General features: G+C 34.8%; 13 protein-coding genes. 4 read left to right on the top strand and 9 right to left on the bottom strand.

Annotated elements, in window-relative coordinates; translation table 11 throughout:
* Positions 1-24 precede the first annotated feature (24 nt).
* Together A8L32_RS05835 and A8L32_RS05830 are read left to right on the top strand one after the other, a co-directional pair.
* Positions 25-1,188 carry an acyl-CoA dehydrogenase family protein gene (locus A8L32_RS05835; RefSeq protein WP_233145460.1) on the top strand — a complete coding sequence of 388 codons (1,164 nt, stop codon included), beginning with the start codon at positions 25-27 and terminating at the stop codon, positions 1,186-1,188.
* Positions 1,189-1,245: 57 nt separating this feature from the next.
* A complete protein-coding gene (locus tag A8L32_RS05830; protein WP_066628839.1) occupies positions 1,246-2,235 on the top strand; it encodes a beta/alpha barrel domain-containing protein in 990 nt (329 codons plus the stop codon).
* Positions 2,236-2,389: 154 nt separating this feature from the next.
* Here A8L32_RS05830 and A8L32_RS05825 read toward each other — a convergent pair whose 3' ends face one another.
* The 7 genes from A8L32_RS05825 to nusB form a co-directional block, all read right to left on the bottom strand.
* On the bottom strand, positions 2,390-2,833 hold the full coding sequence (locus A8L32_RS05825; protein ID WP_233145459.1) for a DUF5606 family protein: 444 nt from the start codon (positions 2,831-2,833) through the stop codon (positions 2,390-2,392).
* A gap of 106 nt (positions 2,834-2,939) precedes the next feature.
* Positions 2,940-3,671 (bottom strand): TerB family tellurite resistance protein, encoded by a 732-nt coding sequence (locus A8L32_RS05820; protein ID WP_066628836.1) that lies wholly within the window; start codon positions 3,669-3,671, stop codon positions 2,940-2,942.
* 83 nt (positions 3,672-3,754) lie between these two features.
* Positions 3,755-4,342 (bottom strand): dephospho-CoA kinase, encoded by a 588-nt coding sequence (coaE, locus tag A8L32_RS05815; protein WP_066628833.1) that lies wholly within the window; start codon positions 4,340-4,342, stop codon positions 3,755-3,757.
* Positions 4,339-5,358, bottom strand: coding sequence for a CdaR family protein (locus A8L32_RS05810; protein WP_066628830.1), 1,020 nt, complete (start codon positions 5,356-5,358; stop codon positions 4,339-4,341). Before A8L32_RS05810 ends, coaE begins: the two co-directional genes overlap by 4 nt.
* A 60-nt stretch (positions 5,359-5,418) precedes the next feature.
* The gene (yajC, locus tag A8L32_RS05805) at positions 5,419-5,736 is read right to left on the bottom strand and encodes a preprotein translocase subunit YajC (protein ID WP_066628828.1); all 318 of its coding nucleotides are present in this window, start codon (positions 5,734-5,736) and stop codon (positions 5,419-5,421) included.
* 15 nt (positions 5,737-5,751) lie between these two features.
* A complete protein-coding gene (locus tag A8L32_RS05800) occupies positions 5,752-6,141 on the bottom strand; it encodes a DUF1573 domain-containing protein (protein ID WP_143525027.1) in 390 nt (129 codons plus the stop codon).
* 13 nt (positions 6,142-6,154) lie between these two features.
* Positions 6,155-7,102 (bottom strand): transcription antitermination factor NusB, encoded by a 948-nt coding sequence (nusB, locus tag A8L32_RS05795; RefSeq protein WP_066628820.1) that lies wholly within the window; start codon positions 7,100-7,102, stop codon positions 6,155-6,157.
* Positions 7,103-7,483: 381 nt separating this feature from the next.
* On the opposite strand from nusB, the gene A8L32_RS05790 reads away from it, so the two are divergent.
* Entirely contained in the window at positions 7,484-7,846 is a 363-nt protein-coding gene (locus A8L32_RS05790) for a DUF3276 family protein (protein WP_066628818.1), read from the top strand.
* Between the two features lie 77 nt (positions 7,847-7,923).
* On the opposite strand, the gene A8L32_RS05785 is transcribed toward A8L32_RS05790, so the two are convergent.
* Both A8L32_RS05785 and A8L32_RS05780 read right to left on the bottom strand, forming a co-directional pair.
* Positions 7,924-8,229 carry a thiamine-binding protein gene (locus tag A8L32_RS05785; RefSeq protein ID WP_066628814.1) on the bottom strand — a complete coding sequence of 102 codons (306 nt, stop codon included), beginning with the start codon at positions 8,227-8,229 and terminating at the stop codon, positions 7,924-7,926.
* An 8-nt stretch (positions 8,230-8,237) separates the two neighbouring features.
* Positions 8,238-9,017, bottom strand: coding sequence for a hypothetical protein (locus tag A8L32_RS05780; RefSeq protein ID WP_066628811.1), 780 nt, complete (start codon positions 9,015-9,017; stop codon positions 8,238-8,240).
* A gap of 176 nt (positions 9,018-9,193) precedes the next feature.
* On the opposite strand from A8L32_RS05780, the gene feoB reads away from it, so the two are divergent.
* Complete coding sequence (gene feoB / locus A8L32_RS05775) at positions 9,194-11,689, top strand: ferrous iron transport protein B (RefSeq protein WP_066628806.1); 2,496 nt, start codon at positions 9,194-9,196, stop codon at positions 11,687-11,689.
* Positions 11,690-11,691: the final 2 nt, after the last annotated feature.

Below are 11,691 nucleotides of genomic sequence, written 5' to 3'. Positions count from 1 at the left end.
TCACTAACTATTAACTAAGGGCTAATGACTAACAAGCATTATATGAATCCATATTATAACCAAGACAAAGAAGATTTAAGAAAAAAAGTAAGAGCTTTTGCCGAGAAAGAAATTAAACCTCTAGCGCAGGAATTAGATGCCAATGAGACTTTTTCTGTTGAGTTAACAAAAAAGATGGGAGAAAATGGGCTTTTCGGAATGGATATTCCAACTAAATACGGAGGCCAAGGTTTAGATACCCTTTCATATATTATTGCGGTGGAGGAAATTGCCCGAGTAGATGGTTCGCAAGCAGCAACCATGGCAGCCCATAACTCATTAGGTGCTTCTCCTATCTATAATTTTGGTACCGAAGCACAAAAACAATCACTTTTGCCCGACTTATTAAGTGGTAAAAAACTATGGGCTTTTGGTCTTACAGAAACCAATGCAGGCTCGGATGCACGTGGTGTTGAAACCGTGGCAACAAAAACGACTAATGGATGGCAATTAAACGGAACCAAAAGATACATAACCAACGGTAGTAACGAGCTAATGGATGGTATAACCGTATTGGCTTTAACAGGCGAAAAAAATGGTAAACCAACCTACTCTACTTTTATCTTAAAAAGAAATACAGACGGTTTTTCAACTAAAAGAACTTTAGGTAAGATGATGTGGCGAGCTTCTGACACCGCTGAAATAACCATCGACAAATGTGAAATTTCAGAGGCAGACGTTTTAGGAACTCCCGATAAAGGCTTATCACAAATGTTAAAAACGCTGGATAGCGGACGTCTTTCGATTGCAGCCATGGGCTTAGGCTTAGCACAAGGTGCATTTGAAATGGCACTAGCTTATTCGAAGGAACGAGAACAATTTGGAAAAACTATCTCTAACTTTCAGAGCGTTCAGTTTAAACTGGCCGATATGGATATGAAAATTGAATTAGCTCGTAACCTCTTATACAAAGCCTGTTGGTTAAAAGACAACGGACAACCATTTGGCAAAGAAGCAGCCATGGCTAAGCTATATTGTAGCGAAGTTGCAGCTGAAGTGTCTGACGAGGGAATGCAAATTTTTGCAGGAGCAGGTCTTTTCAAAAATCAAGATATAGAAAGATTTTATCGCGACCATCGTATATTAAGAATTGGCGAAGGAACAACCGAGATTCTGAAAATGGTTATTTCGCGTCACATTGGTTTGTAATATCTATTTTTTTGGAATAAATTGGTCCAAAACTTAACGAGTACAGTATAATTACCCATGGAAGATAGAAAAAAAGAACACCTACATTTAGCCTTCGAGTCAAATATAAGCAAGGCTATGGCAGATAAGCGATTTATGTATGAACCGTTATTATCGGCACATCCTAATGGAGAGGTAAAACCTTTTTCATTCCTAGGTAAAAAGATGAATCACCCCTTCTGGATTTCGTCAATGACTGGGGGAACACAAAGAGCTGGAGCCATCAACACCAAATTAGCTAAAGCAACTGGTGAGTTTGGCCTAGGCATGGGGCTAGGTTCCTGCAGAGTACTTTTTGAATCAGATGATTACTGGAACGACTTTAAGGTAAGGCAATATATAACTGATGATTATCCATTTTATTCTAACCTTGGTATTGCTCAATTGGAGCAGCTTTTAGAAAGGAATGAAACCGAAAAAATAGATTTCTTAAACGAACAGCTTCAGGCTGATGGTACGTTTATTCATGTAAACCCACTTCAAGAAGCCTTTCAGCCAGAAGGTGATAGATTAAAACGACCACCCATTGAATGCATTCAAGAATTACTGGAAAAAGTGGATTCTCCTATCATTGTAAAAGAAGTAGGACAAGGCATGGGTTACGAAAGCTTAAAGGCTCTTTTAAAGCTTGACATACAAGCATTGGAGTTTGGGGCACTTGGAGGAACTAACTTCACTAAACTTGAGCAAATGCGAAGGATAGATAACTCACCTTTGTTTGAAAGCTTTACAACCGTTGGCCATACTGCTGAAGAAATGACTCATATGGTAAATCAGATTGTGGATGAAGGCGAAACGAAGTGCAAGCAGATTATTATCTCGGGTGGAATTAAATCCTTATTAGATGGCTACTACCTAACGCAAATAAGTAAGCTACCAGCTGTAATTGGAATGGGTTCGGCCTTTTTGCAATATGCTTTAAAAGACTACAGCGAACTACGAAAATTTATACAAAACATGGTTAACTCATGGGAACTAGCGGAAGCCTTTTTAAAGGTGAAGAAGTGAAACCTGTAATTATCATTTAGTCATTATCACTCACTTTAAAGTCCTAAAACCTATACACTTGTATTTTAAGCAATAGCATAATATATTGATATAAAAAGAACGGGTCATGTTGATTTACATGACCCGTTCTTTTTATCCTAAAGTATTAGCTTGATTAAGCTTCTTTCGATTCTTCTGCAGAATCATCCGCTTTAGCTTCTTCCTCTTCGCCAAACTTAAAAATATCTTTATCAAGTAGTAAGTTGTACCACATGATTACCTTTTTAATATCCGAAACATATACTCTATCTTTATCATAGTCTGGTAAAATCTCGGTAAAATAGCTTTTTAGCTCATTTGCAGACACTTTATGACTGATAGCTTGTGCTCCATTTTCTTTGTCAAAGATATTCTTAAAAACATCCACCAATTTCACATCAGCTTCTTCTGTAAAAATAGAAATATCTTCCAACGCACTAATTCTTGAAGTAGCATATGCTGGCATTCTTTTTCCGTCTACTAAAGACTCCACAATAATGCTACTTTTAGCTTGCGAAATCATTTTATATAAACCACTCTGTCCAGATACTGCCAATATTCCCTTTAACATTTCACTCATTACAATTCTTTTATCAATTTAACTCCCTATTGTACATTAGGTAGGGCTCCTTTAAAATTTAGTGCAAAAATAGTAGAATAGCATTAACTACAAATTAAATTACATGCTAATTAAAACCTCTTTGCTTTTTTATTACCTCAAAGGCTTCATTCACCTTTTGAAATTTCTCCTTTGCAGATGCCTGAAACTCCTCACCCAAATGAGCTACCTTGTCGGGATGAAATTTAATGGCCATTTTACGGTAGGCTTTTTTAATTTCATCATTACTAGCAGAAGCATCTACTTCTAATATTTTATAAGCCGACTCAGTATTCTTTACATACATATTTAACACCGACTCAAAATCAACACTCGAAAGTCCTACTCCTTGCGCTATTTGTTTAATTACATCTTGTTCGCTTTGCGGTATATTACCATCTGCATTAGCTACGCCAAAAAGCATATGAATCAATTGCACCCTGGAATTATAATCCATGTGTTGTGCAATTTGAGCACAAACCTGATTTAAAGGTATTTCTCTATCAAGAATATCACGAAGCATCAATAAAGCCTCACCTGCCTTTTGGTCGCCAAAGGCCTGACGTAAATATGCTTTTACAAAATCAAGTTCAGCTTTAACCACCTTACCATCCGCTTTCATTACGGCTGCCATTAAAACTAATAAAGAAGCTACAAAACCATCACGTGGATTACCCTCAGGTCCTTCTTGGTTGATAAATTCTGAAGAAACACCATCGGCAAATGAGCCCACAACAAAACCTAAAATGGCACCTACAGGTCCTAGTGCCCACCATCCTAATCCTGCTCCCAATAAGGAAGAACCTGATATTTTAAACATGTTTATATTTTTTAAGTTATTCGGTAAATTCTTTTTAACTGTAGAAGTATATCACTTTTCATGCCAAAACATTAAGCACTCAATTAACTTAAACTCTTCAGCTCTTTATGCAAATTAACAACCTGAGGAATAAGCAATTCAACATCATTGCAATAAATCACATAATCTGACATTTTTACCTTTTCTTCTTCTGACATTTGATTTTTAATGCGACTCTCCACTTCTTCTTTCGTTAATGCATCGCGTTTCATAACTCTGTTTATACGTAATGCCTCAGGAGCTGAAACGGTAATTACTTTATCCATTTGTTTATGTCCATCACTTTCAAAAAGAATGGCGGCTTCTTTTATAATCAGAGGACAGTACTGATGCTTAAATAACCAGTTTTGAAAATGACTGGCTACCACTGGGTGAATAATAGTATTTAATTTAGATAGCAGCTCAGTATTATTAAATACTAAAGACCCAACCTTTGCACGGTTCAATTGTCCATCTTGGTATATATCTTCTCCGAATAAACCCTTAACACCTGCTACTATTTTCGCATCATTATTGGTTAAAGCACGTGCCTCAATATCCGCATTATAAACAGGAACATGGAGCATTTTGAACAACGTACAAACCGTAGATTTTCCACTACCGATGCCACCTGTTATTCCAACTTTAATCATTTTTTCGCTTTTTTCTCAAATAGGCAATCCACAAACAAAGGAGAATAAGTCACATTTTTAATCCCACTAGGGCGTTGTAACAACCTCACTTTTAGTCTGTCGGGCAAACCTTTAGTATCTCTTTGATTATAGTCAATTATAGCAGAAAAGTCTTGTGCATTAATTCTGCTATATCGACTGGCAGCCACTGTAAAAGTGATATTAATAACACCCGGAAAGCTTTTTAAACTAAGGCTATCTGGAATATTAAGGTGATCAACAGGAATTCGTAAATTCTTTTGAGTGAAGGGCTCAACAGGAATATCCACCACCACCCTACTAGGCGTAATTTCTAATTTATCGATGCCTTTAATACTTACATTTCGTACTAAAGAATCTCTTAAGGCTTCTTCTAACTCAAATTTAGCGCTTACAAAAGTGACCGAATCTACTAGGCTTGCAGGCCCAGAAATTTCAACGCTATCAGGTTTTAAGCTAACATTACCCGATTGGTAATATTGTTGCTCAAAAAATAAGTCCGCTTCAAATTTAACCGCTACGCGTTTTCGTTCTTTCTTCTCTAAAGAAACAAATAAGGTATCTGGAAATATTTCAAGCAACTCAATACCATTTGAAAGTTTACTCGAAAAATCTTTGGAGATATCTCTTGTTAAAACAAAAGCTCCATACTTATTACCTTGTTTTATCCTTCTAAAAGAAGATACATTTAGTTGTTCGGGGTTTAATATTTTGCCCCAATAATAAGGTAAAATACTATATCCTAAGGATTTAATTTTTAAATCTATTTTATCTTGGGGTTCTCCCAACAAAATATAATCCTTCGGAAAGTTCTCATACTTTACAGGATAAGATATGGTTGTGGTGTATTCTTTACGCAAGGCATTTAAAAACCACAGCCCAATAGACAGCACTAGAAACAACACAAAAGCCAACAAATCGCGATTTTGCTTAATTGAACGAACAGCCTTTTTTACTGTCTCAATCCAATTTTTAATATTATTTTTTAGTTGCTGCATAATAAAAAAAGGCCAATAACCACAAATTTAGTTATTGGCCTCATATAAAAAAATTATCTTCTATCGTTTTGCTTGCGCATCAGACATATCCATAATGATAGCTGATTTATCGATTTTAATTACCACACCTTTAGAAATTTCTACTTCCACGTGAGGCTCCTTGATTTCAGCTACTTTTCCGTAAATACCACCAGTTGTAACAACCTTATCGCCTTTTTTAAGTTCTTCGCGGTACTTTTTTAATTCTTTTTGACGCTTCATCTGTGGACGAATCATAAAGAAATAAAATACAACAATGATTAAAAGAAAAGGAAATAATTGTTTAACGATATCAAACCCTCCAGGAGCAGCTTGTAAAAAAATACTTTGTAAGTCCATTTTTATCCTATTTATCTAATTTATAACATTGGCCGAAATGACCAACTCTTTTATTTTATTTTCAATATTAGCAAAAACTTGCACTACTTTATACTGATGACCTGAAAAACCACTGGAATCGAAGCGAATCTCAATTTCACCCTTTTCACCTGCCAAAATTGGTTCCTGAGGAAATTTTACGGTAGTACAACCACAGCCTGGCTTTACTTGATTAATCACTAAAGGATGTTCGCCAGAATTGGTAAAACTAAAATAGCAACCTACTGTTTCTCCACCCTTTATTTGTCCGAAAGCATGTGTCGATTTCTCGAAAGTAATTTCCGTTGTATGTTTTGTACTTATTTGTTTTTGGCTCTGCTTAGTATTATTACATGCCAGCAAGGCCATCAAACTTATACAACTCAATAATAATACAACTTTACTTTGCACCGTCCATTAAGCCTTTACCAGTTTTATTAATCTGTTTCGATTCAGTTAATTCTTGTATAACTTTATCTAAAATTCCATTGATAAACACACCACTTTTTTCTGTTGAATAATGCTTAGCAATTTCGATATACTCGTTCATCGATACTTTAATTGGAATTTGCGAGAACTCAGTTAACTCTGCAATAGCAATCTGCATCAACACAATATCCATAAAAGCAACCCTGTCCACATCCCAATTTTTGGAGTGCTTTTCAACCAAACCTAAATAATCTTTATGGTTTAAAGCAGCTTTTCTGAATAGTTTTTTCACAAACTCCTCATCATCATCATCTTTAAACTCAGGCATCAACTGCACAGGCTTATCCTCTTCCATGCTCTTAATAGTTTTTACAACCATACTAAGCACAAACTCCACTTCATCATTCCAGTAAATACTTTGCTCTTCAAAAGTTGGGTAGATAGGCTCAAAATAAGCAATTACCTTTTCGAATAACTTTATCATAAACTTTTTGTCTATTTCAAAGTTTGTTGTTTCGCTTTTAAGGTAATCCTGATATTGTTGAGATTTAAGAATATCGTTATAAAGATTTTTAACAATCTCTTTGTAATTTGACCAATTACTACCATTCTTATCCATATAAGCCTGCACTTCTGGGCTATCGGCAAATTTAGATAGTACTTTATTGGTTACAAAACGGGTGTTGGGATTGCGCTCTTCTTTAGAAGCCGTCTTTTTGTTCTTTCCAAATTCAATACGGCCAATGGCATAGTCTCTTACTTCTAAAACAAGAAGAATGTACAAATAGTACAAATCCAGAGATTTTGAAATACTGTGAAATAATTCTTTCTCAGAATTTTGAATAGTAGTTTCGTTATGCTGGAAGTGAGCATATAATACCTGCATCACTTTTACTCTTAGTAGTCTTCTGTTTAACATTCCTCAAAGAACTTTTAATAATTTGTTATTAGCGCAAAAATAGGTCTTTTTTCATATCATCCCACAAAAAAAAACATCTTTTACTCCTTCAAAATAAATTGTTGTCAAAGATTGATAAAATAAGGCTTAGATAATGATGATTTGCAATTTACATATAGAATAATATATGACTCTATTTAAAATGGAATCAGTTTTATTTAGTAATTGATTACCTATTTATTCAATACGAATTATCACTTTTTAAGCTAAAAACATTATCAATTATTAATAATTATAGTAAATTTTACTTTGAATATCTAGATTTATTAAAAAATAATTCCCATTTTTGGGAGGCAAACAAAAACCAGTTTATTTTTTATTTAAAATAACAAATTATTGAAGATGGAAGGATATGAGAAAAAAGAAGGTTTTGAAAAGAATGATAGAGAAGAAATCTTTTCAAAAGCGGTAAGGGCAGGAAAAAGAACCTATTTCTTTGATGTGAAGGCTACTCGCAAAAACGATTATTACCTGACAATCACAGAAAGCAAAAAGAAATTTGACCAAGACGGTAGGTTCCATTTCGAAAAGCACAAAGTTTTTCTTTACAAAGAGGATTTTGATAAGTTTGCAGACGGACTAGAAGAGGTAGTTTCTTTTATTAAGAACAACCAACCTTTTATTGAAGAGCCTGTAGCAGAACTTGCAGAGGCAGTTCCAGCCAACGAATATACAAACGTTGAATTTGAAGATTTAGCCGAATAGGCATAAAAATATTTCCATAAAAAAAGCTACTCATCGAGTAGCTTTTTTTTGTTTCTATAAACTTTTGATAAGTATTATTAGGAATACTTCCCTACTTTATCATCAATGGTTACATCCTTATTCAGTACAGATTGAATTTTTACATAACACATTACTTTTTCAGAACCTGAAGCATAACATGCATTCTGCACCTCTTTTACAACCTGCATTAATTCATCATACTTACCTTCCATAACCGTTTCAAAAGGTGTTACAAGGTATTTCACTCCAGATTCTTCAATAATAGCAATAGCATCATCTACTAAATCGTACGAATCCTTATCCTTTGCAACAGGTAAAACCTGAACCGCAATATTTACTGTATTGTTGTTTATATATTCCATATAATAATTTATAGCTCTAATTCATTACTACCGCCATCCTCAGACGAATCTTCTTTTGATTGTGCCGCATTAACCATATTCCGCACCTCGTTTATTTCTAACTTTTTTACATTGGTAACAATAAATGATTTTTTTAAAAAACCACCCAGCTCATTACACTCTTTTACTACAGACGTGAGCGTATCCTTTATATTAATAGCGATGGGTAACAAACCAGTAATTAAAACCAAATCAGTGTCAAAATCAATTTGTTCCAACTCACCATTATCCCTTTCAAAGAAGTAATTAAGCTCTTTCCTTACTAAGTTCTGCTGCCATTCTTCAAGAGCTTCCGATTCATTAGCAACAAGCACAATAAAATACCTTAACTGACTACCCTTACCTCCTAATCCTGTTGAAATAAATATGGGTGCCTCCCCTAATAAAGAAGTTTCTAGTACCATTTTAGATTCCTGATAAGCTAACTTACTCCATTGCTCCAATTCTGCATCTGGATTTTCCTTATAAGTTTCTAAGGCTCTAAAAGCAGAAGGGTCATCAATTTTAGCCAATGAGGATAGCAACTCTTTCTTTACATCAATACTTATGGCACTCTCAGTTAATTGGTTTTTCTCCATCAACACAACTTCCTTATCTACCTTATTGTAAAGTTTTCTTGAGGTTTTAAAATATTCTAACTGTAACTCAACATCTACCTGTTCTTCAAGCACCGAAATAGTATTTTTACCACTCTTGAGCAATTCTTGAATCTTATTATATACTTGATTAAACTCTATCTCTTGATTCATACCCTCCAATTAATTAGTCCCCAAAAATAGTTAATCATTCAGTCTTACACTAATTTTAACCACACCACAGGCTAAAAAATCCCTACTAATTGGGATTGGGTATCTAATTTAATAGGTATATTTTTGTTTATTGAGGGAAAACATCGCTTATGATGTAATATGAACTAATCTTACGAATGAATCTATCAGAACTACATACAGGACAAGAGGCTGTTATTGTTAAAGTTAAAGGTCACGGTGCTTTTCGTAAACGCATTATTGAGATGGGTTTTGTGAAAGGTAAAAAAGTAAAAGTAGTTAAGAATGCTCCTTTAAAAGACCCTATTGAGTATGAGATTATGGACTATAAAGTTTCCTTACGAAGAAGTGAAGCTCAATTAGTTCAGGTTATTTCAAAGGAAGAAGCTAAGAAAATAGCAAGCGCCCCTTTTGAAGGAACCATTAGTGATGAAGTTTTAAGAGAAACAGCGTTTAAGCAAAGAAAATCTATTAATATAGCTTTAGTTGGTAACCCCAACTGTGGTAAAACAACATTATTTAATTACGTCAGTGGAGCCAAAGAGCATGTTGGTAATTACAGCGGTGTAACCATCGATTCTAAAGAGGGTAAATTTGAGCACAATGGTTATACTTTCAATATCGTTGATTTACCTGGAACATATTCGCTTTCGGCTTATTCTCCTGAAGAATTATTTGTACGTAAGCATATTATTGAAGAAACACCTGACATTGTTATTAATGTAATCGACTCTTCAAATTTGGAGCGTAACTTACTGCTAACAACCCAACTTATTGACATGGATATTAAGGTGGTTGCAGCTTTAAACATGTATGATGAGTTAAAAAAGAAAGGTGATACGTTTAACCATGAGAGCCTAGGGAAAATGCTGGGCATTCAATTTATTCCTACCGTTAGCTCTAAACGACAAGGACTTGACGAACTCTTTGACAAAGCCATAGAAATATATGAAGATGCAAGCCCTAACCAACGTAGGGTCCATATTAACTACGGGCAAACTTTAGAAAAAGCTATTGGTAAACTACAAGGTGATGTATTTAGTCACTTTGATTTACCCAAAAATATATCGCCTCGCTACCTAGCTTTAAAAATGCTGGAGCAAGATGAAGTTTTTTACAATAAGTTTAGCAATCGCAGTCAATTTGAAACTTATAAAGAAAAAATAAAAGCCATCATCAAAAAAGTTGAAAACGAACTCAACGATAATTGCGAAACACTAATTACTGATGCTAAATATGGCTTTATAACAGGAGCACTAAAAGAAACCTATGAAGAATCACCCACCATTAAAGTTAGAAAATCAGAAGTACTAGATACCTTTTTAACGCATAAGTTATTTGGCTTTCCGATATTCCTGTTTTTTATGTGGCTCATGTTTCAAAGTACCTTTTCGCTTGGGCAATACCCCATGGATTTAATTGAAGGTGGCGTTGAAATGCTGATGAAATTTTTAAATGGCATAATGACTGAAGGTCCATTTAAGGATTTGTTGATTAATGGTATTATAAGCGGCATGGGAGGAGTCGTAGTATTTCTGCCAAATATTCTCATCCTATTCTTCTTTATTTCTTTTATGGAAGATACAGGATACATGGCCAGAGCTGCCTTTATTATGGATAAGTTGATGCATAAAATGGGGCTTCATGGTAAATCATTTATTCCGCTTGTAATGGGATTTGGTTGTAACGTGCCCGCTATTATGGCCACCAGAACCATTGAGGACAAAAATAATCGCCTCATCACCATGCTCATCAACCCATTTATGTCGTGTAGTGCACGCTTACCTGTATATATTCTGTTTATAGGCGCTTTCTTTCCTGATCACTCCGGAACCATACTTTTTGGAATATACGGATTGGGAATTTTACTTGCCGTAATCGTTGCTAAAATCTTCCGAAGGGTATTATTTAAGGATAAAGACGTTCCTTTTGTCATGGAACTACCGCCCTATAGAATGCCAACATTAAGGTCTACTATTCGACATATGTGGAACAAAGGAGGTCAGTACCTAAAAAAGGTGGGCGGCATTATCATGATTGCTTCTATCATTATCTGGTTTCTTCAAAATTTCCCTAAGGATATTGAATATTCGCAAAACTACGACCAACAGATAAGTGAGTTAAGCATAGAATTAAACCAGCTATCCAACAGTACAGGAAATGAATTAGCGAAAGCTAAGCTTACTAATAAAATTAATGACTTAGAGTTTCATAAAGAAAGCGAAGCACAAGTAGGCTCTTACATTGGAAAAATAGGACATGCGATTGAACCAACCATACGTCCACTTGGTTTTGATTGGAAGATGGGTGTTAGTATTTTAAGTGGGGTTGCTGCTAAAGAAGTTGTTGTAAGTACAATGGCTGTTATTTACCAAAGCAATTCCGAGACTGCTGAAGAAGAGCAGAAAAGCTTAATGGAGAATATTAAAAACGATAAAAAAGAATCGGGAGAGGCTTCGTTTACACCTTTAGTAGCCTTAAGTTTTTTGGTATTTATTTTAATATACTTCCCTTGTATTGGGGTAATTGCAACCATCCGAAAAGAATCTGGGTCGTGGAAATGGGCTCTTTTTACTATTATATATACCACTTCGTTGGCTTGGATTTTATCTTTTGCAGTATATCAAGGAGGTAGTTTAATACTTAACATTTAAAG

The organism is Labilibacter marinus, assembly GCF_001659685.2.
Classification (GTDB): domain Bacteria; phylum Bacteroidota; class Bacteroidia; order Bacteroidales; family Marinilabiliaceae; genus Saccharicrinis; species Saccharicrinis marinus.
Note: the sequence above shows the minus strand (reverse complement) of the source record. Positions and strands in the feature narration are given on the sequence as shown.

What these genes read in the sequence shown, in the direction of transcription:
- A8L32_RS05830 (WP_066628839.1), top strand. Translation starts at nt 1,246, where the DNA reads ATGGAAGATAGAAAAAAAGAACACCTACATTTAGCCTTCGAGTCAAAT.
- A8L32_RS05810 (WP_066628830.1), bottom strand. Translation starts at nt 5,358, where the DNA reads ATGCAGCAACTAAAAAATAATATTAAAAATTGGATTGAGACAGTAAAA.
- A8L32_RS05780 (WP_066628811.1), bottom strand. Translation starts at nt 9,017, where the DNA reads ATGAATCAAGAGATAGAGTTTAATCAAGTATATAATAAGATTCAAGAA.
- nusB (WP_066628820.1), bottom strand. Translation starts at nt 7,102, where the DNA reads ATGTTAAACAGAAGACTACTAAGAGTAAAAGTGATGCAGGTATTATAT.
- A8L32_RS05835 (WP_233145460.1), top strand. Translation starts at nt 25, where the DNA reads ATGACTAACAAGCATTATATGAATCCATATTATAACCAAGACAAAGAA.
- A8L32_RS05820 (WP_066628836.1), bottom strand. Translation starts at nt 3,671, where the DNA reads ATGTTTAAAATATCAGGTTCTTCCTTATTGGGAGCAGGATTAGGATGG.
- A8L32_RS05785 (WP_066628814.1), bottom strand. Translation starts at nt 8,229, where the DNA reads ATGGAATATATAAACAACAATACAGTAAATATTGCGGTTCAGGTTTTA.
- yajC (WP_066628828.1), bottom strand. Translation starts at nt 5,736, where the DNA reads ATGGACTTACAAAGTATTTTTTTACAAGCTGCTCCTGGAGGGTTTGAT.
- A8L32_RS05790 (WP_066628818.1), top strand. Translation starts at nt 7,484, where the DNA reads ATGGAAGGATATGAGAAAAAAGAAGGTTTTGAAAAGAATGATAGAGAA.
- coaE (WP_066628833.1), bottom strand. Translation starts at nt 4,342, where the DNA reads ATGATTAAAGTTGGAATAACAGGTGGCATCGGTAGTGGAAAATCTACG.
- feoB (WP_066628806.1), top strand. Translation starts at nt 9,194, where the DNA reads ATGAATCTATCAGAACTACATACAGGACAAGAGGCTGTTATTGTTAAA.
- A8L32_RS05825 (WP_233145459.1), bottom strand. Translation starts at nt 2,833, where the DNA reads ATGAGTGAAATGTTAAAGGGAATATTGGCAGTATCTGGACAGAGTGGT.